At 58.7% G+C, this 19,874-nt stretch carries 17 protein-coding genes and 1 pseudogene; 6 read left to right on the top strand and 12 right to left on the bottom strand.

All coding sequences use genetic code 11. From position 1 onward, the window contains the following. Positions 1-144 precede the first annotated feature (144 nt). The 5 genes from ACVW0C_RS06270 to ccsB all read right to left on the bottom strand — a co-directional run bounded on the left by ACVW0C_RS06270 (position 145) and on the right by ccsB (position 6,624). Positions 145-1,494, bottom strand: coding sequence for an adenylosuccinate synthase (locus tag ACVW0C_RS06270; RefSeq protein ID WP_011431751.1), 1,350 nt, complete (start codon positions 1,492-1,494; stop codon positions 145-147). 211 nt (positions 1,495-1,705) lie between these two features. Beyond that, complete coding sequence (locus tag ACVW0C_RS06265) at positions 1,706-3,205, bottom strand: S41 family peptidase (protein ID WP_457384660.1); 1,500 nt, start codon at positions 3,203-3,205, stop codon at positions 1,706-1,708. 165 nt (positions 3,206-3,370) lie between these two features. Then, a complete protein-coding gene (tig, locus tag ACVW0C_RS06260; RefSeq protein WP_457384659.1) occupies positions 3,371-5,041 on the bottom strand; it encodes a trigger factor in 1,671 nt (556 codons plus the stop codon). 76 nt (positions 5,042-5,117) lie between these two features. Continuing rightward, a complete protein-coding gene (locus ACVW0C_RS06255) occupies positions 5,118-5,501 on the bottom strand; it encodes a lipopolysaccharide assembly protein LapA domain-containing protein (RefSeq protein WP_414384315.1) in 384 nt (127 codons plus the stop codon). A gap of 70 nt (positions 5,502-5,571) precedes the next feature. Beyond that, positions 5,572-6,624 (bottom strand): c-type cytochrome biogenesis protein CcsB, encoded by a 1,053-nt coding sequence (gene ccsB / locus ACVW0C_RS06250; protein WP_457384658.1) that lies wholly within the window; start codon positions 6,622-6,624, stop codon positions 5,572-5,574. Between the two features lie 225 nt (positions 6,625-6,849). Between ccsB and ACVW0C_RS06245 the strand changes: the two genes are divergently transcribed. Further along, a complete protein-coding gene (locus tag ACVW0C_RS06245; protein WP_457384657.1) occupies positions 6,850-8,220 on the top strand; it encodes a hypothetical protein in 1,371 nt (456 codons plus the stop codon). Positions 8,221-8,465: 245 nt separating this feature from the next. On the opposite strand, the gene ACVW0C_RS06240 is transcribed toward ACVW0C_RS06245, so the two are convergent. Beyond that, positions 8,466-9,608: an AI-2E family transporter gene (locus tag ACVW0C_RS06240; protein ID WP_414357479.1), complete on the bottom strand. Its 1,143-nt coding sequence runs from the start codon at positions 9,606-9,608 to the stop codon at positions 8,466-8,468. 124 nt (positions 9,609-9,732) lie between these two features. Here ACVW0C_RS06240 and xseA point away from each other — a divergent pair, with 124 nt between their 5' ends. The 4 genes and pseudogenes from xseA to ACVW0C_RS06220 all read left to right on the top strand — a co-directional run. Beyond that, positions 9,733-10,962 (top strand): exodeoxyribonuclease VII large subunit, encoded by a 1,230-nt coding sequence (gene xseA / locus ACVW0C_RS06235; protein ID WP_457384679.1) that lies wholly within the window; start codon positions 9,733-9,735, stop codon positions 10,960-10,962. Continuing rightward, entirely contained in the window at positions 10,943-11,179 is a 237-nt protein-coding gene (gene xseB / locus ACVW0C_RS06230; protein ID WP_457384656.1) for an exodeoxyribonuclease VII small subunit, read from the top strand. Before xseA ends, xseB begins: the two co-directional genes overlap by 20 nt. 92 nt (positions 11,180-11,271) lie before the next feature. Next, on the top strand, positions 11,272-12,153 hold the full coding sequence (folD, locus tag ACVW0C_RS06225; protein ID WP_011431762.1) for a bifunctional methylenetetrahydrofolate dehydrogenase/methenyltetrahydrofolate cyclohydrolase FolD: 882 nt from the start codon (positions 11,272-11,274) through the stop codon (positions 12,151-12,153). Positions 12,154-12,465: 312 nt separating this feature from the next. After that, positions 12,466-12,673, top strand: a pseudogene (locus tag ACVW0C_RS06220) (hypothetical protein); the annotation flags it as partial. A gap of 46 nt (positions 12,674-12,719) precedes the next feature. Here ACVW0C_RS06220 and ACVW0C_RS06215 read toward each other — a convergent pair. From ACVW0C_RS06215 to ACVW0C_RS06190, 6 genes are all read right to left on the bottom strand, one after another. Continuing rightward, a complete protein-coding gene (locus tag ACVW0C_RS06215) occupies positions 12,720-13,124 on the bottom strand; it encodes a hypothetical protein (protein WP_414423876.1) in 405 nt (134 codons plus the stop codon). Positions 13,125-13,537: 413 nt separating this feature from the next. Next, positions 13,538-14,155 (bottom strand): Npun_F5749 family FMN-dependent PPOX-type flavoprotein, encoded by a 618-nt coding sequence (locus tag ACVW0C_RS06210; RefSeq protein ID WP_457384655.1) that lies wholly within the window; start codon positions 14,153-14,155, stop codon positions 13,538-13,540. A gap of 92 nt (positions 14,156-14,247) precedes the next feature. Next, the gene (locus ACVW0C_RS06205) at positions 14,248-15,447 is read right to left on the bottom strand and encodes an RNA-guided endonuclease InsQ/TnpB family protein (RefSeq protein ID WP_457384654.1); all 1,200 of its coding nucleotides are present in this window, start codon (positions 15,445-15,447) and stop codon (positions 14,248-14,250) included. Next, on the bottom strand, positions 15,335-15,928 hold the full coding sequence (locus tag ACVW0C_RS06200) for an IS607 family transposase (protein WP_457384653.1): 594 nt from the start codon (positions 15,926-15,928) through the stop codon (positions 15,335-15,337). Before ACVW0C_RS06200 ends, ACVW0C_RS06205 begins: the two co-directional genes overlap by 113 nt. Positions 15,929-15,982: 54 nt before the next feature. Continuing rightward, positions 15,983-17,218 (bottom strand): GNAT family N-acetyltransferase, encoded by a 1,236-nt coding sequence (locus ACVW0C_RS06195; protein WP_457384652.1) that lies wholly within the window; start codon positions 17,216-17,218, stop codon positions 15,983-15,985. 227 nt (positions 17,219-17,445) lie between these two features. After that, positions 17,446-18,099: a DUF3386 domain-containing protein gene (locus tag ACVW0C_RS06190; protein ID WP_011431766.1), complete on the bottom strand. Its 654-nt coding sequence runs from the start codon at positions 18,097-18,099 to the stop codon at positions 17,446-17,448. 345 nt (positions 18,100-18,444) lie between these two features. On the opposite strand from ACVW0C_RS06190, the gene murA reads away from it, so the two are divergent. Then, positions 18,445-19,761, top strand: coding sequence for a UDP-N-acetylglucosamine 1-carboxyvinyltransferase (gene murA, locus ACVW0C_RS06185; RefSeq protein ID WP_414342656.1), 1,317 nt, complete (start codon positions 18,445-18,447; stop codon positions 19,759-19,761). The last annotated feature ends 113 nt before the right edge of the window (positions 19,762-19,874 follow it).

Raw genomic sequence — 19,874 nt, 5'->3', positions numbered from 1 at the left:
GGCTTTTCTCCGTAGCTTAGGCGTTTCACCCTAACCTGAAATGACCATAACTTAACTCACATTGATCATTACTGAGCATTTGATCACTACATTGTTAATGATTGCCCTATGATTGCCCTTGTTCCCAATTGTTCTTGAGCCCACTCAGTCGGGCATGAGGGCGTGGGCGCGCTTGCCACCATTGGGGTAGAGAAGGGCCCGCTTGGGGCCGTGGATGGGATCCTCGACGATAATCGTCTGGTCGCGGCTGGCCCCCAGAGAAACAATGGCAATCGGCACCTGCATCAACTGTGCCAAAAACTTCAGGTAATCATGGGCTTCGGGGGGCAAGTCTTGGATGGAGCGGCAATCTTTGGTGGAACATTTCCAGCCCGGCAGGGTTTCGTAGATGGGTTTGCACTGGGCGAAAACCCGGGCATCGCTGGGAAAGTGACGAATTTCCCGCCCCTGGTACTCGTAGGCCACGCACACCTTGATCTCATCCAAGCCATCCAGCACATCCAGTTTGGTGATGGCCAGGCAGTCTAGGCCATTGATTCGCACCGCGTAGCGCCCAATTACCCCGTCAAACCAGCCGCAGCGCCGTTGTCGCCCTGTGGTGGTGCCAAATTCAGCACCGGTTGCCCCCAGGTACGCCCCGATCTCATCTTTGAGCTCGGTGGGGAAAGGGCCTTCGCCAACGCGGGTGGTGTAGGCTTTGGCCACCCCGATCACCCGGTCAATGCTGGTGGGGCCGATCCCAGCGCCAATACAAGCGCCACCGGCAATGGGATGGGAGGAGGTGACGTAGGGGTAGGTGCCGTAGTCGAGATCCAACAGGGTGCCTTGAGCCCCTTCAAACAGGATGTTCTCCCGATCTTCGATGGCTTGGGTCAGAAGCAGAGCAGCGTCGGTAACATAGGGGCGCAGCCGCTCGGCATAGGCCAGGTATTGCTCGATAATTGGCTCGGGATCCAAGGGCGGCAAGTTATAGATCTTTTCCAGCAAGACATTTTTGTAGGGAATGGCCCAACTGAGGCGTTCCCGCAGCTGGTCAGGGTACATCAAGTCCACGACGCGAATGCCCATGCGCTCGGCCTTGTCGGCATAGGTGGGACCAATGCCCCGGCCGGTGGTGCCCAGCCGGTAAATGCCACGCCGCTCCTCTTCTGCGATGTCGATGACCCGGTGGTAGGGCAGGGTGACGTGGGCCGTTTCGGCAATGAACAGGTTGTCGGTGGAAATGCCCAATTGATGCAGTTGGTCGATCTCGGCCAGCAGAACCTCGGGATCGATCACCGTGCCGCTGGCGATGATGCAGCGTTTGTCGGGGTAGAGAATGCCAGAGGGGATCAAGTGTAGCTTGAAGGTTTGGCCCCCCACCACCAGGGTATGCCCTGCATTCACCCCACCTTGATAGCGGACGACCACATGGGCCTTTTCACTGAGGAGGTCGGTGATCTTCCCTTTTCCTTCATCGCCCCACTGGGCACCGACAACCACGACGTTTGCCAAGAGCTTCTCCTACAGTCCGTAGATGGCACAAAAAATCCCCTTTGCGGGGGTTGCTGCACTAATCTACCGCATCGCTCCGGGCGATGTTGAGAGATCAGGACAAAAAGATTAACAATCGATTAACTTTTCTCCGGCAGGGGACAACGTGGAGATGGGCGGGATCCCCGAACCCTCTGGCAAGCCAACAGAGATTCCCCAGTTGCCCTCGCCTTCAGCTCCCCGGCTTGAACAGGCCAATGGCCGTGACCTGGTTGGATCCCACCTCAAAGGCAAAGGCCAGGCCCAGGGCATCGTAGTTGACGTAGTAGCGGTCGTCGCGCAGATATTCTCGGCTTCCCTTGGGATAGGGTACCACCTCGTTGTAGCCGTTCTCGCCGGGCCCACCGTAAACGGCGATCACTTCCGAATAGGTGGAGCCGATGCGGATCCCTTCGCCGGTCATGGCTTCCGGGTGGGTGGTGTAGATGCGGTTGGCGAAAAAGCTATCCACAATGCCCGGATGACGGTAGGTGAAGAGGATGTAGTCTTGTAGGTAAAAGATCTTCAGGTCGCTGTTGGGCTGAAACACATTGGCTCCAGAGGCCGCTGGGATCTGATCGACATTGCCCAGCAGGTGGGTATCCACGTTGCGGGTATCCATGCCCAGCTCAAAGCGACCGACTCGACCCTCTTGCACCAGCACGGTAGGCCGTGGGGGCAGGGTGGGTCGCCGTGGGGGCAAGGCCAGCGCTTGCAGGCCGGCATTCAGCCAAGCATTGTCATCTCCTTCCACGGTCTGCAAGGGCACCAGACCCCGCTCCAAAGAGCGACCATCCCCTGTTTTCCAGGTGGCCACGGCCAGTTCCACCGCCGCGCCGGAGGGGAGAGCAAAGAAGCGGGTTTGTCGTTCGCTGCCCTGGGTGGGCTGCCCCAAAATGAGGGTGCTGCCGCTGGCTCCCAACTGGGCAGCCAAGAGGGTGGCCCCCTGGCGGGTGTTACCATCCACCAGAACGGCCAACGGGATCCCGGCGGCAATGGGCAGATTTTCGCTGTTCCAGAGGGTGGGCTGCCCAAATCGGTCTTCGGTAATCAGCAGCGGCTGGACGGAGCGGGGCAGAAATAGGCGCGCCACATCGGCCACCACTTGGGGGTCGTAGCCCACAGCTCCGCGCAGGTCGAGGACAATGCCCTGGCTGTAGTCTTGGGTGTAGAGGGTTTGGCGGATCTGCTGAGCCGTGGCTGGGGTGAGATCCGGCACTGCCAAATAAACCTGGCGCGGGCCAATCCCGCGGGCTTGTACGGGAGGACGGGGACGGTTGAGCAAGTCCTTGAAAGCTTGCGGATCCCAGAAGCGATCGGCGGGATCCCCATACTCCCGCAGGATCTCTTGAATGAACTCGTACTCCACCTCAATGGGGGGGCGGGGATCCCCGTAGCTTCGGGCCAACAGGCGGGTGTAGAGGTCGTTGTAACTAACCGCAGCAGCTTGGTTGCCCGCCCCCCAAGACTCGTTGATGAACAATCCCACCAGATGGCGGAGATCCAGCCCGACCGGCTCACGGGGAGGCGAAGGGGCTGCCGGGATCCCTGGATCGGGAAACGAACCTTGGGGATCCGAGGGCATGATGGGCACAGGAGGCAAGGCCGATTGGCCCACAGCGCTGCCGGGCGAGATCCCGGCGATCAGGGTGAGGATCCCCCAAGCCCCAAGTACGCGCGCAAATCCCTTCATGGCAGCCTGCCCTCTTGCAGATGTTGCGAATAGGATAAACCCTAAACGCTCCCCTTTGCCACTGCCAGCAGTGGTAGATATCTATTTTTTGCGACTTGGAACACTAGGGGCTGCGCCCCCTTGCTTTTGAAGGAAATGCCCTCAGCCAGAAAATCCCCAGCGCATTCACTTGCCTTTTTTGTCCTTTTTGCTCGGCTTGGGCTTTTCTGCTGCCGGGATCTCTGTAGCGGTCTCTGCCGCTTTCTCCTCAACTGGGAGCGTTGCCTCTGCCGCAGAGGCTGAGAGGGTTTCAGCAGGGGATGCTTCTACAGCCTTTTCTGTAGCTGGCTCGGCTTCCGCAGCTGCAGCTTCTCCATCCGTTTCCGCCCCCGTAGCCGTCTCTGATGAGGATTCAATTGCCTCAGGGATCCCAGATACCTCTGCTTCTGGCTCATCGGCCTCAAACTCGGCCTCTGGCACTTCAACCTTCTCCTCCGAGCCTGCCAAAGAAGTGGGCGCCTGGGTTGGATTCCCCTCGCTATCGACCCAGTTGACCGTGGTCTGAGACTTCAGCCAAGCCATCACCTTGTCGGTCAGCAAGCCTTCATAGACGGCTTGGCGTACTCGTTCCCGATCCAGCTTTTGGCCTTGCTGGGCATAGGCCGCCATCACCTCTTCCACCTCCACGTCCAACTCCGTGGAACCTACGGCAATTTGCTCTTGCCGAACGATGGCGCTCAGGGCCAAGGTGCGCCGCAGCCGGTCGATGGCTTCGGGTCGGTGGCGCTCTTTCAACTGGTTAAGGGTTTCGGGAGGCAACTCGGACAAGAACTTACGGAGCTCCCCCGGCTTGATGCCTTCCTGCCGCAGGGCCTGGAGACTCTGGGCCAGCAGTTGTGTCGTTTCTTGTTCGATGAGGGTTTCCGGCAAATCCACCTCAGTAGTCTCCAAGATGGCGTTGAGGATGGCGGTTTCGAGGTTCTCCTCGGATTGTCTCAGGGCATCCTGTTCGAGGCGCTTTTGCAGGTGTTCCCGCAACTCGGCTACTGTTTGAAAGCTGCTGATCTCTTGCACAAAGGCATCATCCAATTCGGGCAGCTCTTTGGCCTTGATCTCCCTCAGGCAGACAGTGAAGGTAACCGTTTTCCCGGCCAACTCTTTTCTGAAGTAGTCGTCGGGGAAGGTGGCTGCGATCTCCTTGGTTTCGTCGAGCTGCATGCCCACGATGCCCGCCACAAAACCGGGGATGAAGTTGTCTTCCTTGAGTTCCAGCTGGAAGTCCTGGGTGGTCATCTCGTCGAGGGGATTGCCTTCTGCATCGCGGGCCTCAAAATCGATCACCACCACATCCCCCAACTGAGCAGGCCGATCTTCTACCGGCAGGAGGGTGGCCCGCTGATCCCGCCACCGGTCGATGAGCTGGTCAATTTGTTCAGGCTTGACGTCAACGCGGGTTGCCGTGACGGTCAGCCCTTTGTATTGGCCAACGCGAGCTTCGGGGTACACCTCAACGTATCCCGAGAAGCTGAAGTCTGCTTCGGGGTTGAACTGAGCCAAGAGCTGCCCCACCTCGTCATCCAGCTCGAACCGGCTAATGGGGGTGAGCTGAGCTTCCTTGAAAGCCTGTTGAATGGCCTCGCTGATCAGGTCATCCACAGCACTGGCCATGATGCGCTCGCGGCCCACCTGCCGCACAACGAGGTTGCGGGGGGCCTTGCCCTTGCGGAATCCCGGAATTTGGATATTCTGCTCCAGTTGACGCAAGGTTTTTTCGTAGGAGCGCTTCACCCGGTCGGCTTCTACCACGATTTTGAGACCGACCCGGCTGCCAGGGCGTTTTTCTTGGATAACCTGCATAGGAAGTATGAGCTAAGGAGAGGGGCAAGTAGAAGTTCAATTCTACCTCAACGGACTGTGGGTCAACCTGGAGATTCTAGGCAGGGGATCCCTCGGTGGCCACTTCTTTCACATCCTGGATGTCCTCTTGGGGTTCGGCACGCTTGCTGGGAGGCAGTTGCTTCACTTTGGCTTCCAGCTCCACCACCATTTCCTTGAGTTCGGTGATGGTGACCTCCTTCTCCTGCAGTTGCCGATTTTTTTCCCGGGCTTCGATGCTGAACTGTACGCGCATCCAGAGGCTATACAGCCAGGCGAGGGCGGCCCCAATCCCAGCAGCAGCCAGAAGTTCCATCACCAGAGGGCTTTCGATGCTGACGCCAGGGGCAAAAGTAACCGTGACCGGGGTGGCGTTTTGCATGGCAAAGAGGGCAATGGCCAGGAGGGCTGAAAACAAGATCAGGTAGTTGAACAGTCGCATCGTTTTTCTCCTCGAAGGGATCCACTACGGCTTGCCAGCACCAGGATACTCATAAACGGGGATCGGTTTCTTAGAAAAACCAGCCATAGCTGTGTAAGCCTTTGCCCAGAAAGTTGACCCCCAGGTAACATACCCAAACCACTCCAAAACCCAAGCTGGCCAAGAGGGCGGGGCGTCTGCCTTGCCAGCCTTTGGTGATGCGGGCATGCAAATAGGCAGCGAAGACCAACCAGGTAATTAAAGCCCAGGTTTCTTTCGGATCCCAGCTCCAGTAGGTACCCCAGGCTTCGTTGGCCCAAACGGCGCCGGCAATAATGCCGATGGTGAGCAGGGGGAACCCCAGCCCGATCAGCCGGTAGCTGGTGTTGTCCAAGATTTCTGCCAGGCTCAGCCGTTGCCAGGGGATCCCTTCTGGGGCCGGTTGGGGAGGGAGCTCAGCCGACGAGGGGGCAGGGCGGGGGGAGCGGAGGCCGGCATAGGCCAGTTCTGAAGCCGGGGAAGGCAGGGTGGCTTCCGCCCATTCGGGATGGGTTTGGGGTTGGGGAGGGCGAAATTGCAGGCCGAGGGAGTTGCCCTTGAGATGGACATCCTGACCGCGAGTGACGATGAGAAAGCTGATGGAGAGAAGGGATCCCACCAGCAGCGCCGCGTAGGCCAGCAACATCACAGTCACGTGCATCATCAGCCAGTTGGATTGCAAAGCCGGCACGAGGGGCTGGGCCACCTGCATATCTTCCGGCAGCACCAAGGCAGCAAAGGCTACGATCCCGGTTACAACTGGGGCAGTCATGACCCCCACCCAGCGGCTGCGGCTCCAGTGGAGGGCCAGCAGGTGCAAAGCGGTGATCCCCCAGGCCAGGAAAAACAAAGACTCGTACAGATTACTCAAGGGGAAGTAGCCTGCATCGATCCAGCGGGCCGTCAACAGGGCGGCCATCGTCAAGTTTGCCCCGATCATCCCCGCTAGGCCCAATTCGGCCAAAAGCTGCACCTGGGGAAAAGCTGCCCCACCCCAGTAGAACAGCATGGCCCCCAGAGAAATGGCAAACGCCACGTTGTTGAGCAGAGCTTGCCACTGGGCCAGATCCATGCCCGCAAGAGCTGTTATCGCCAACAGAGCCATACACGACCTCAAAAGTGTCTCCGACCCGGCTTGAGCCAGGCCAGTTGATCCCATTCTAGGGCGGGGGAAGGGATCTTCCCCAAAGGACACATGCTGGTAATGTGGGGATGGCTTGTCTGCGGCTCGGCAGGATACAAAGAGCATTGGGATGTAAGGCTCATGCAAGAACACGCGGGAAATGCCAGGTTGAGAAGGTGGGGGTTGTTGAGATGGTGGATCTGTCTGTTGGCCGCCCTCGTTTTGGCCTCTTGTGGGGGATCCCCGCCTAAACCCCCGCAGGAACAGCTTCCCCAGCTAGAGCGCGTGCCGGTTCCCCCGGAGATTGCCAAGCTGGATGCCCATTTGCAGTACTATCGCCCGCAAGTTCAGATCCTCAGCCCCAAGCCAGGTGAGGTGTTGTCAGAGCGGCAGGTAACCGTTCGCTTCGCGGTGCAAGGGTATCCGCTTTTCCAAGATCCGCAATTGGGTCTTGGCCCTCATCTGCACGTGGTGCTGGACAACCGTCCCTACATCGCCCATTACGATGCCGATGCTCCCCTCGTTTTCAAGGATTTGGAGCCGGGATCCCATACTCTGCGGGTGTTTGCCGGCAAACCCTGGCACGAGAGCTTCAAAAACTCTGAAGCCTATGCCCAGGTTAGCTTCCACGTGCTAGCTCCCACCCCCGAGTACGTGCCACAGCCGCAACTGCCCCTGCTCACCTACAACTGCCCCACAGGCAGCTACGGGGCCGAGCCAATCTTGGTGGATTTCTGGCTGGCCAATGCCCCAGTGCGGGAGAGCCTGTTGAGTGACTTGCCACGGGACTGGCGGATCCGCTACACCCTCAACGGCCAATCTGGCCTGCTGGATCGCTGGGAGTCTTTTTATCTGAAGGGCTTCAGGCCCGGTCGCAATGTGATGGTGCTGGAACTGGTGGACAGCAAAGGGGATCCCATCCGCAATGTGTTCAACAGCGCCGCCCGCGAGATCACCTACACCCCTGGCGGCCAAGATACCCTCTCCAAGCTGGTTCGGGGGGAGCTAAAAGCCGAAGAGGCCCTCGCCATTGTGCAGCCGCAGCCCACACCCACGCCGACTCCGGAACCCACGCCCACTCCTACTCCGACGCCAACACCAACTCCGACACCCACGCCCACTCCTACTCCGACGCCAACACCAACTCCGACACCCACGCCCACTCCTACTCCGACGCCAACGCCAACTCCGACACCCACGCCCACTCCTACTCCGACGCCAACACCCAGCCCGACGCCCACACCCACACCCACTCCGACGCCAACGCCAGAGGCGACGCCCACGCTTGCACCTCGTCGCCAGCCGCGCTTTCAACTGGGCCGCCCCCGTCCGACACCAGAGGGGATCCCGGCTGTTCCAACGCCACCGCCCGTGGTGGCCACTCCTGAACCTGAGCTTACGCCTGAGCCCAGCCCAGAGCCCTCTCCGCAAGCTGTGCCCACTTCAACTCCCCAGCCTGTGGCTACGCCTTTGCCGCGCGTGACCCCTATCCCTTTCCAGGAGCGGCGAGTGCGCCAGCAGGGGTTGCGGCTTTTCCCGCCGGGACTCCACAGTCCGGCCTTGCCAGGTGAGCAATAGCGGGACGGAGTCCTTGAGTTGATAGAAAGTTGATAGAATGCCCTTCGCGCAGCGGGCCGTAGGTCTCACTGTTCTCCCAATGCCCCTCTGCCTGGGCGCACGGTTGCCGCTTGTTGGATTCTCGCTCGCGATAGCGGTGCGGGGCCTTTATACCGGTCAAGTCCTTCAGGGCAAGAACCGCTTTCTGCTCTCTTGGTCGCGTAGCTAGGCTGGTGTGGCTGAGCCAAGTCAGGAGCATTGCTCCCTTAACCATCTCGCACCGATTGCGGCGGCGGGATGGGATCCTGGGTGGAGCTCTGGATCCCATTCTCTCCACTTTCCAACCTGAGCAAGGGCCGCAATCGGGATCCCTGCCAGGGATCCAGGACATCCCGAATTAGCACCTCCTGAATCCACACCTGCAGGATTGCCGCCAAAGGCACGGCCAGGAACAGGCCCAGCACCCCAAAGAAAAAGGCTGAAGTAACTTGAGCTACTAGGGTTAGGGCGGGCAGGAGCGACACCTGTCGGGACATAACGATGGGGGTGAAGACGCTGCTTTCCAACTGCTGGATCAGGATATACAGCCCCAGCACTGCCAAGGACTTCCAAGGGGCATCCGTGAGGGCTACCAGCATGGGGGCTACCACGCTTAAGGTGGGGCCGATATTGGGGATGAAGTTGAACAATCCCGCCAGCACCGCATTGGCCAAGATCAGGGGCACCCCCAAAATCCACAGCCCGATCCCACTCAGCAGCATCACCAAGGTGCTGGTAAACAGGATCCCCATCAGCCACCCTCGCAGCGCCAGCTCACAGCGCTTGAGGATGTAGCGAATGCGGGGACGGTAAAAGGCCGGGAAAACCGAGACAAAAGCGCGACTGTAGGCTTGGGGATCCGCCAACAACAAAATGGTGAGGATGATTACAAACAATAGGTTGAGCAGGGTGCCAAAAAAGGCAGTGAAGGACTCGGAGAAAAAGTCGCGCACCTGTCGCACCAACTCGGTGGCCTGGGGCACCAAGCTATTGGCCAATTCCCGCAGCGTCGGCAGCTCAATATCCGTCGGCAAAGAGAGGATCAAGCTCTCGAACAGTCGCTGCGCTTGCACGATCCCGGCGGGCACCCCATCGGTAAACAGCCGCCGCAACTGCTCTGCCAGGGGGGGCACCACGATTAGCCCCACCAAGATCGCGGCCACCAAAACCGTCAAACTGGTGATGACAATTGAGGGGCCACGCCGAAAGCCGTAGCGCTGTGGGATCTGGGCCAAGGTATCCAATGCTACTGCCAACACAATGGCCGCGAACACCAACAGCAGGATCTGCCGGATCTGCCAAAGCAGAACTAGCAGGCCCAACAGCGCCCCTAGCCCCAGCCACTGGGCGAAGGTCACCCGCCAGCTCACCTCCTCTCTCGCCCGGTTGTCGCCTATTCTAGATGGGATCCCGACAAGTCCCATCGCTATTCGAGAACCCTGGATGCGCGATCCTGTCCCTTCAGAAGTGACTTTGGCCGCCCGCAGCAGTGGGATGGAGTTTTTGCTCACGGATGAAGCTCCCCTGCTCTCGGTGGGGGGAGTGTCCCGTTATTTGAAATCGCTGCTGGCCGGGGATCCCTACTTGGTCAGGCTGTGGGTGAGCGGGGAAGTATCCAGTTGCCAGCGCAACCGCAATGGCCACCTGTTCTTGACCCTGACCGATCCGGAAACCGGTGACGTTCTCAAGGGGGTGGTCTGGCAGGGCCAAACTTCCAGGCTCAGCTTCTGGCCGGAAGTGGGGCAGCAGGTGCTCGCCCTTGGGCAAATCGGCATCTACAGTGGCGGCAGCCATTATCGCCTCGTCATCTGGCAATTGCTGCCTGCCGGGGAAGGGCTGTTGGCGTTGCGATTTCAACAGCTCAAGGCCCGCCTCAGTGCTGAGGGCTTGTTCGATAACCAACGACCTCTGCCTGTTCACCCCCAGTGCATTGCCGTCGTCAGTTCCCCCCACGCTGCCGGCTGGGGAGATATTCGGCGCACCCTCAACCAGCGCTACCCCGGGCTACGGGTGCTGTTCTCCCCAGCTCAAGTGCAAGGGGAGGCGGCCCCGGAATCAATTGTGCGGGCCATTCGCCGGGTGGAACAGGATGGGCGGGCGGAAGTGCTTCTTTTGGCGCGGGGCGGTGGAGCCAGCGAAGATTTGGCCTGTTTTAACGATGAGCGGGTGGTGCGAGCCATTGCCGAATGTCGGATCCCGGTGGTCACCGGGATTGGCCACCAGCGGGATGAAACCCTGGCTGACTACGCTGCCGACTACGCCGCCCATACCCCAACGGCAGCTGCCGAGCGGATCGTGCCGGATCTGGGGGAATTGCAGCGTCAGGGATCCCAGTTGCGCCAGAAGTTGATCGAACGCACTCGCCAAGCTTTGGAAAAAGCCCAGCAGCGTTTGCAGCAGGCCCAACACCACCTGGCTTACGTGCATCCAGAGCGGCTGTTGCAACAGGCTCAGGATCGCTTGACCCAACACCAACATCGCCTGCTCCAAGCCGTGCGCCATCGCCTCCGGCAACACCAACAGCACCAACAGGCCCTGCAAGATCGCCTCCAAGCGCTCGATCCCGAAGCCATTCTGAAACGGGGCTATGCCTTGGTGCGAGATGAAGAGGGATCCCTGATCCGCACCCATCGCCTGCCTCCCCAAACCCGCCTGATGATACAACTGGCCTCGGGAAGCCTATGGGTACGAGTAGAGGAGAGCCATGAGCCGCCGCAAACGTGAGGAGCCGTGGCGCTATGAAGCAGCCATTGCCGAGGTGGAAACTTTGATTGCCCAGATTGAATCGGGGGAACTGGATCTGGCGGAAGTGGTGGAGCGCTTTCAACAGGCCGCCCAAACCCTGAAAACCTGCGCGGACTTTTTAGAGCAAAAGCGGCAGCAGGTGGAGATCATCATCGAGGAATTGGGCCAAGAGGAAGAAGACCTGCCCGAATCATAGGGATCCCACCTGATCATTCCCCCTGCACTGCTGTCGCCATTCTGCTTCACTATGGATGGTCGTTGGATGGTTGTCTTTATCCTTGCGCCCCCATGCCCGCAAAGATCCTCGATGGCAAAGCCTTAGCCGCCCGCTTGCAAGCGGAGATGGCCGCCCAAGTGCAAGCTTGGATACCCCAGGTGGGGCGGCCACCGGGATTGGCAGTGCTGCGGGTTGGAGAGGATCCCGCCAGTGCGGCTTACGTGCGTGGCAAAGAGCGGGCCTGTGAGCGGTTGGGCATTGCTTCTTTTGGCCGACATTTTTCCGCCCAAGACTCCCCTGCCCATTTGCTCGACACCATCGACCAACTCAATCAGGACGAGCGGGTGGATGGCATCCTCGTCCAACTGCCCCTGCCCCCCGGCTGGGATCCCATCCCCCCCCTTCTGGCCATCAATCCCGACAAAGATGTGGATGGACTCCATCCCCTCAACCTGGGCCGGCTGTTGCGCGGCGAGCCCGGCCTACGCAGTTGTACCCCTTTGGGCGTGATGCGCCTGTTGCAGGCAGAAGGGATCCCGATTGCAGGCCGAAAGGCAGTGGTGGTCGGTCGCAGCATCTTGGTGGGCAAGCCCTTGAGCTTGATGTTGTTGGCCGCCGATGCGACGGTCACCCTAGCCCACTCCCGCACCCCCGACTTGGCAGAAGTGACCCGCGCCGCCGACATTGTGGTGATGGCCGTGGGCCGCCCCCGCCTATTGAGGGCAGACATGGTGAAACCCGGCGCGGTGGTCATCGACGTTGGCATCAACCGCATCGAGACCCCCACCGGAGCCGAGCAATTGGTGGGAGATGTGGACTATGAAGCGGTCAAAGAGCTGGCCGCTGCCATCACGCCCGTACCGGGAGGCGTAGGGCCGATGACGGTAACGATGCTGCTGGCCAACACCCTACAGAGCTATAAACTGCGCAGCCACTTGTGTAGTCATTATTAAACAGGAATGAAACATTTCTGTTGCATTGTTCCCTAACTTCCCTCTCTCTCTGGGAGAAGAGCTGGGGTTGGTCGCGGCAGCGGCACAGAGCGCTTGGGGAGTGTCTCAATCTAGCTTGAAATGACTATGGTTTGGAGACTGTTCTCAAAATGTTCTGTTGCTTGGATCCTCCCCCTTTGGCCCAGAAGAGTGAGGAATGGAGAAGTTGCCCCAGAGGAGTTTGAGGTGACCGCTGCAAATGTCCAAGCTGCGCGCGGAGCATGACTCTAGTCAATAATAAGCTCAACTATACTGAAAATAATGTATAATATGTTCAGTACGGATTACTACCAGTTGATCTTTCTGTTTACTTTCGAGTCTGCCAACATGGTAGCCAAAGCAAAGCAGAAAATTGGTAGTAAGACGACACGGAAACTGCGCTTTGGGTATTCTACTCAAAGCTTTGCGGGATACCGCCATTCTGTTCGGACTCCGTCCCGCTGACGCGAATGGAAACAAACAGAATGCTATCGCTGCATAGTTGAACAGTGATGTTCAGCAGTGTTCAGCGTAAATGTATCAGCACCCTAAGGCTGCAAGATCATCGACCAGGAGCCGCTCTCCCCATCCCAAAACGGGGCCAGAGACTCTCCCACCACATTGGGCCCCCAATAGCGGCGGGTTCCATCCAGGGCGAAAGCCACCACAATGTCTCCGGGGCCGATTTGCAGCGGTTCCTCTCCCAAGCTCAGCAGCAATCCCTCGCTCCCCCCCTCTCCAGGGGCAAAGTCCCAGTGGGCCGTTTCCGGATTGATCATCCGTTCGCCGCTGCGCATCAAGATCACCAGCCGAACCGGATGGGGCGTGCGATTGCCGACCCGAAAGGGTCCCGTACGGGCGGAGGTGGGGGCAGCCTGGGGGGATAAGACAGGCTCTGAGGGCAGAACAGGGATAACATTCCCCTCAACAGAATCTTCCAAGGCTTCCAGCATCGGTTTCTCCAGAGTTTGTGCTCTCAATCCCTGCACAAGAACCCCTACCCCAACCAAAGCGACAGACAACACTAGGGATCCCTTGCCCCTCAAAGCTCTGTTCAGCAATGGGCCGCCGGCGAAAAAAGAGGCAACAGCCTGAGCGAATGAGCAGATCAAGACGCACATCGAGACCACTGCAAGCCAAAGTGATACGTGTCGAGTTAGACAAAAGGCATCAACTGCTGCCCTACCCCTGATAGACCAGCCATACGCGTACAGAGTTCCATCAGAGGATAACGCCCCCACCGTGCAGAACACGATCGTTCAGCTACGTTAACACGTCCATTCCTCTATTCTTTGGACTTTCGGGGAACGTCAAGGAAAGAAGGGATCCCCCACTCCAGACCAAGCTAAGCAAGTTTGGATCGCCTTCAGGGATTCACGGCCTGACGCTGCCACCCTTTGGAAGTGCGCTCGTACACCGTCCGCAATTGGGGATAGATCTGATCTCCCTTAAGCTGCAAGTGATCCACCTCCGTTGGCTCCAGCAGTAATGCCACAAAAGTCTGCGGGGGCAGCGGATCTTTCTCTTTCGGCAACTCTTGAATAAAAGCCTCTGGCGGGGCGAGCGGCCCTTTGGGTTCCGGCCAAAACCAGAGGAGCCGTCCTTTTTCCGATATCTGTTGCCACAACTGCTGCCGCTGGCGCTGGGCCTGGGGATCCGGATGATCGGCGGCGATGGCCTCAAGGGTGCCAGCGATGCGGAATTGCTCGCGGGTTTTGCAGAAATACCAGCAGATCTGGGCTTGGGGGCAGTGGGCAATTTGTCGGATCTTCTCGCTGCGACTATCCACCGCCAATTGAATGCGATCGGTATCGCCCAAAAACCCCCGGAAAACGACCGTGCGGTTGCGCGGATGCCCCTGGGGATCCACCGTGGCCAATTGCAAATACCGCACACCGGGATCGCTACGGTTCCGGTGCAGTGCCGCCTGAATCAGCGCCCGCCAAGAGGGATCTGCAGTAGAATTGCCCTTCGGGTCTTTCATCCGTTTTTCGCAAGGTGCAAGCAAGCCAGGATTGGGGCTCTCTCTCCCTTAGCTAGGGGGTGGAGAAGCCTCAGATTGGGAGTCTGATACATTTACGCTGAACACTGCTGAGCATTACTGCTCAACGGTGAAGCGATAGCATTCTGTCCGTTTCCGAACAGAAAGGCGGTATCCCGCAAAGCTCTGAGCATAACACCCAGAGCGCCTTGCCAATCCCGTGGTAGCCTATGGTTGCACTTTGGGCATCTAAACACCTTTGCGCCACCCAACTTGGTGTGGATGTGCCCGCACTTGGTACAGGTTTTGCTGGTGTACGCTTCCGATACTTCCACGACGACCACGTTTTTCTTCTTGGCTTGAAACTTCAGGAACTGCTTGAACCGATAGTGCGCCCAGGTGAGCATCGCCCTTGCCGTCTTGCTACCAAACTTCCTCCCTGCCTTGGCAACCATCTTGGCTGACTCGAAAGTGGGGAGGAATATCAATCGGTAGTTATCCGTTAGGAACGCCGCTACCTTGCGATGGCACTCGTCCACCAAGTTCCTGATTCTCTCCCGCAGACGAAACGCCGCTTGCCGCATTCGCCTACGCTTGGGTCTCGGTGCTTTACTCAGCCTAGACTGCAGATCGTCTAGGTGGTAGCACAGCCGAACGATCCTGCCAAAGTCCCCCTTGGCAATATTTACAAAACCTGCCCCATCAAACCCTGTAAGGAAGCTTCTTACCCCAGGGTCAAGCGCAACAACCCCCTTTGCTAACGAACACTGCTCGTTCACGGGCTCAGGAAAGATAGCATACCATCTGTCTTTCGCCCGCATTAGCTCAGTTCCACGTGCCCATTCTCTGGGCATCTCCTCGGATGCACGGAACGCCAAACCTCGGGTGAGTTTCGGATACCACGTCCCATTGCGAAAGTTGCCGGCGTTGAATTGCAGCGTATGCGACCTGTCCCGCACACTGCGAAACCTCGCGTCTTTGCTTCGGCGAAACGCCAACCACGCCTCGACGACCGCGTTCTGCTTGATGTGGCAGGGGGCGTCCTTCACCCACCCAGGCAGGTCGGAGCGCAGGATGATGTCCCGCAGCTTTCTGGCCGTTCTTGGAGCACCATGCTGACGCTGATAGGCAATCGCTTGGTTGTAGCAGTACCGGCATGCCGCTTGCCAATGCTTCCAAGCCTTAGCCAGCGCTGGTTCCGGATAAATCCTTATCTTTCTCGATTGCAGCCCGATATTTCCTGAGTCCGTAGAGCCGACTGCTGAAGCAGTGCAGGATGGTGAGGATATCCTCAACCAGTTCCTGTTGGGGAGAAAGGTGATCGTCATCGAGAACCAAGATTTCGCATCCGTATTGACGGCAGTACCACTCAACGAACTCAAATCCAAACCGGCAGAGTCGATCCCGGTGAGCGACCACAATTGTTCCGACATCTCCCGCACGAACTCGTTCCAATAAGGCAAGGAACTTCGGTCTTTTGAAGTCGAGACCGCCGCCAATCTCTCCGACCACTTCGGCTCCAGGATAGAGGTTAACCAGTCTTGCAATCTGTCTCTCCAAGTCTGGCTTCTGCCCTCGGCTGCTGACTCGGGCGTACAAAACGACTCGTTTGACTTTCTTTGGCGTTCTGATGTAGCTGTCGAGGTCATACCTTCTCGCCCTACCGGATGGCGTACGTATTGCTTTGATCCAGCCCTTCTGTTCCCATCGCCTCAAAGTGTGGAGACACACCCCGAAATAATCCGCCGCTTCTCTCGGTTTTACATACCTAGCCATACCAAGCAGACATACTGAACATACTGTACATTATTTTCAGTATAGTCCAGCGTATCATTGACTAGAGTCATGCTCCACACCGCCGACGCGACCAGAGCTGGGATCCGGCTCAGTTGGGCTGATGGGATGAAAGTGATGCTCTACCCAGCCCTCCGGCGGCCCCTCAAACCGCTCCGGCACCGGCTGCTTCACCTGTAATCCCCGCAGCATCGCGTTGAGATAAGCACTATCCCAGGTAAAGAGGCGGCTTTCGCGGATTTTGTGCCACACCGAACGCGACATCAGCAACGTCCGCTCTACATCCTGGGCTCCCAGCTTCAGCAAGAACTCCTCCCGTTCCGGCTGGTAATCGGTGGAGGCCAAGGCCAGAGATTGCGGCGGATGAGCCTGAGTAAGCTGGGCCATCTTGGCCATGAGTTCGGGGTAAAGCCAAGTGTAGGCAGGGTGAACCGTAAGCTTGGCCACATGAGGTTGCTGCCCGGTGCGATCCAACTTCAAGTTGAAGTAGCCGATGGCGGTTTTGCGTTCGGGCTCGTAAACACACACTTCCACCCGCTCCGTCTGGCTAATGGCGCATTTGGCCTGCTCCAAAAGCCAATCCAGTGGGCTAGTGCGAAAATCGTTCACCTCGCGGTCGTACACCTGGCGCACAGTGGCCGGCATGGATCCCGTATCCAGTTGGTAGATGGCATAGGCATCCCGGTTGGTCACCGGCACCAGGTTGGGCAATTTGGGCTCGTGCTGGCTGAGAGCTGCCAGAATATCGGCTGGAATCGACCAGTAGGTGATCTGAGCCAAGGGTTGGAAGCCGTTGCGCCGGTAGAGCGCCATTGCCCCCTTGTTGTGGATGTTCACCTCCAGGATCCAGGTGCGAGCTTCCCGAAAGTGCTCCATGCAGTGCTTGAGCAGCCGGGATCCCACCCCCTGTCGCTGGGCAGAGGGCGCCACTGCGATATGATCGACCCGCCAGGTGCTGCGGGAATGGTTGAAGGGAGAAACCTGAATCACCCCCTGAATCTTGCCCTTCAGCTCCGCCACATGCACTGTAAACATGTGCTGGAAGCGATTGGGAAACAGGGTCAGGGTTTTCAGGGGCCCATACCACTGGCGCAACCGCCGCACTTGGCGACGAATATCCACCGAGCGGCTGCTGTACTCTTCATCAAAGGCTTGCGCCAAAATCTCTTCCACAGCCTCCAGATCCCCCAGTTGGGCGGGGCGAATGATCAGGTCAGGGGCACCAATGGGGGCTTCGGCATCCGGGTCGGGTCTTGCTGTGGTGTTGTCCATGCCAATCGCAGGCGGGAGAATATTCAAAGCATAGCTCAGGCTCTCTTGCTTTTTCTAACCGGGAGGATCGTTCTGCAACAAAGCTTGAAAGCCTACAGATCGGCTTTCCCGTTATCGAGAAAGGCTTGGCCGCCAAGAAGGGCGTGAACTCAGCCTCCCGGTAGCTGCCCAACAGTGACGAACGGGAGAGCTGGCCCCCTACCCTGCTGGGGTCAATGCCGGGTCGCTCACGCCCCAGTGTCCAGCAAGGTCAAGTTGCTGAAGGTGAAGCGCTTCTCCACAGGGCCGGTTTCCGTCTCCGTCTGGATACGCCGCTCCGAGAGGATGTAATACTTGCCCACTTTTGTGTACAGATCCTCGAATTGGCTGCGCCCGCCTTTTTGCTCGCCCGTTTGGGGATCGTGATAGACGGAATCGTAGCGGTGGGAAAGATAGCCTTCGCCGGTATCGTGGCTGCTGAAGGTGTGGATGGTAACCACCACTCCGTGGATATGCCGGTGCACCATAGTAACCTGGTTATCGCGCACGTGGTAGCGATCCCCTTCGGCTTTGCCCCCCACCAGGATCTCCACTGTGCCATCGGGCAGGGTTTGGCCGTAACGGAAGGTGTTGTTCCCATGGGTCTCGTCGAAGCTGCGGCGCACCCGGTGAATGGCAATCTCCCAAAGTTGGTTGTGAATGGCTTTTCGAGCTTCCTCATCTTCTACGCCCGTAACGGTGGCCTTTAGGTCTGCCCCCACTCGCACCTGCCCAACGAATGTGCGCTCCCCATCCCAATAGGTGACCTCGGCGCTGTAGCCCGGGAAAGCGGGATCCCAGGTGTAGCGGTTTTCATAGGCGGCCCGAAACAACTCTTGGGCAGAGACTTGAGTGGCGATCATCGGCTGTCTCCTTCCTGTTTTCCTTGCAAGCACTTCCCCTGAGCATCCATCATACCGCCCCCTGCTGTTGGGCTGCCCCCCAGTTGCCTTCGCTGAGAGCCTGCATCTGGTGAACTGGCCTAGCCGCTCCCCTGTCCGCTGCTGCAGGATAGAAGCACAGCCATGGGAACTTCTTCCTCACACCCAATTTGGCTTGCGAGTTTAGCCGCTGCTGTGATCCCCAGAGTATTCTCTGAGAAGGGTTCGCCTATTTTTTGTGGGTGAGGAGGGAGATTGAAAGGTTTTGACAATCGCGTCAGCGGGGCGGATCCCCTAGAGGCTGGCCTGACGCCGCCCCAGACCGGCATGGCAACCGCGCCAGAGATGATGGGGCCAGTGCTGAAAATCATTGGCAAGCAGACCCTGAGTGGTCACATCCCTATTGGCGGGGCAAAAAACTCTGCCTTGGCGCTGATGGCCGGGGCCATCTTGGCTCCTGAGGCCTGTCGAATTCACAACGTGCCGCGTCTGCTGGACATTGAACGCATGGGGCAGATCCTGGCCACGCTGGGAGTTAAGGTTTCCCATGTTGGCAATACCCTGGACCTGGATGCCAGCTCCCTCAAAACCTCTCAAGCCCCTTATGAATTGGTCAGCCAGTTGCGGGCCAGCTTTTTCATCATAGGGCCTCTGTTGGCGCGGCTGGGGGTGGCCAGAGTTCCCCTGCCCGGTGGCTGTGCGATCGGGTCTCGTCCCGTGGATCTGCATGTGCGGGGTCTGCAAGCCTTGGGGGCAACGGTCCAAATCGAGCATGGGGTGGTTCATGCCTATGCCCGTAAATTGTTGGGAACCCGAATTTACCTGGACTATCCCAGCGTCGGTGCCACCGAGACCTTGATGATGGCCGCTACGCTGGCGGATGGAGAAACGGTGATCGAGAACGCCGCCCAAGAGCCGGAGGTGGCGGATCTGGCCCGCTTTTGTCAAGCCATGGGGGCCCGCATTCGCGGTGTCGGCACCAATACGGTTGTGGTGGTAGGGGTGCCCCGCTTGCATGGAACAGAGTACACGGTCATTCCCGACCGCATCGAGGCCAGCACCTATCTCATTGCCGGGGCCATTACCCGCTCTCACCTCACGGTTGGCCCTGTCATTCCCGATCATCTGCGGGCGGTGATCGCCAAGTTGCAAGCGATGGGGCTGCGGGTGGAAGAGGAAGGCCCAAACCGGTTGCGCATTGCCCCAGCTCAACTGAGCTCAGGCTGGCTCTGTCAGGCAACCGATATTCAAACGCTGCCCTATCCCGGTTTCCCCACCGATGTGCAGGCGCCGATCATGGCCTTGGCCGCCTTGAGCGAGGGCAGTTGCACCATTGAGGAGACAGTGTTTGAAAACCGCATGCACCACATTCCCGAGCTGAATCGCATGGGAGCCGATATTCGCCTGAAGAACCGAGTGGCCCTGATCCGAGGGGTGCCGTCCCTTTCCGGCGCTCCGGTGGTGGCCGCCGACCTGCGGGCGGGTGCAGCCCTGGTGTTGGCCGGTCTGGCGGCTGAAGGCTGCTCCACGATCCACGGATTGCACTACATCGACCGGGGCTACGAAGCCATTGATGAAAAGCTGCGCAGTGTCGGGGCCAAGGTGTACCGCAGCGAAAGCCCGACAGCGCAATTGGGGAAATGAGCTGTTTCACTGCTGTCTGAAATTTGAAGAGGAAAGAACTGCTCCTCTCCCTGCTTATCGTCTGGCCCCAATGCTCGGTGACCGCTTGCCAGGTGAGCTTTCCAGCCGTTTCG

It is taken from the genome of Thermostichus sp. OS-CIW-26 (genome assembly GCF_054058395.1).
The sequence above is the reverse complement of the archived record's forward strand: the minus strand, read 5'-3'. Positions and strand labels throughout refer to the sequence as shown.

Coding starts and splice junctions, on each gene's coding strand:
- ACVW0C_RS06210 (WP_457384655.1), bottom strand. CDS start 14,155: ATGAAAGACCCGAAGGGCAATTCTACTGCAGATCCCTCTTGGCGGGCG.
- ACVW0C_RS06190 (WP_011431766.1), bottom strand. CDS start 18,099: ATGATCGCCACTCAAGTCTCTGCCCAAGAGTTGTTTCGGGCCGCCTAT.
- ACVW0C_RS06265 (WP_457384660.1), bottom strand. CDS start 3,205: ATGAAGGGATTTGCGCGCGTACTTGGGGCTTGGGGGATCCTCACCCTG.
- ACVW0C_RS06215 (WP_414423876.1), bottom strand. CDS start 13,124: ATGCTGGAAGCCTTGGAAGATTCTGTTGAGGGGAATGTTATCCCTGTT.
- ACVW0C_RS06200 (WP_457384653.1), bottom strand. CDS start 15,928: ATGGCTAGGTATGTAAAACCGAGAGAAGCGGCGGATTATTTCGGGGTG.
- xseB (WP_457384656.1), top strand. CDS start 10,943: ATGAGCCGCCGCAAACGTGAGGAGCCGTGGCGCTATGAAGCAGCCATT.
- ccsB (WP_457384658.1), bottom strand. CDS start 6,624: ATGGCTCTGTTGGCGATAACAGCTCTTGCGGGCATGGATCTGGCCCAG.
- tig (WP_457384659.1), bottom strand. CDS start 5,041: ATGCAGGTTATCCAAGAAAAACGCCCTGGCAGCCGGGTCGGTCTCAAA.
- folD (WP_011431762.1), top strand. CDS start 11,272: ATGCCCGCAAAGATCCTCGATGGCAAAGCCTTAGCCGCCCGCTTGCAA.
- murA (WP_414342656.1), top strand. CDS start 18,445: ATGGCAACCGCGCCAGAGATGATGGGGCCAGTGCTGAAAATCATTGGC.
- ACVW0C_RS06255 (WP_414384315.1), bottom strand. CDS start 5,501: ATGCGACTGTTCAACTACCTGATCTTGTTTTCAGCCCTCCTGGCCATT.
- xseA (WP_457384679.1), top strand. CDS start 9,733: ATGGAGTTTTTGCTCACGGATGAAGCTCCCCTGCTCTCGGTGGGGGGA.
- ACVW0C_RS06195 (WP_457384652.1), bottom strand. CDS start 17,218: ATGGACAACACCACAGCAAGACCCGACCCGGATGCCGAAGCCCCCATT.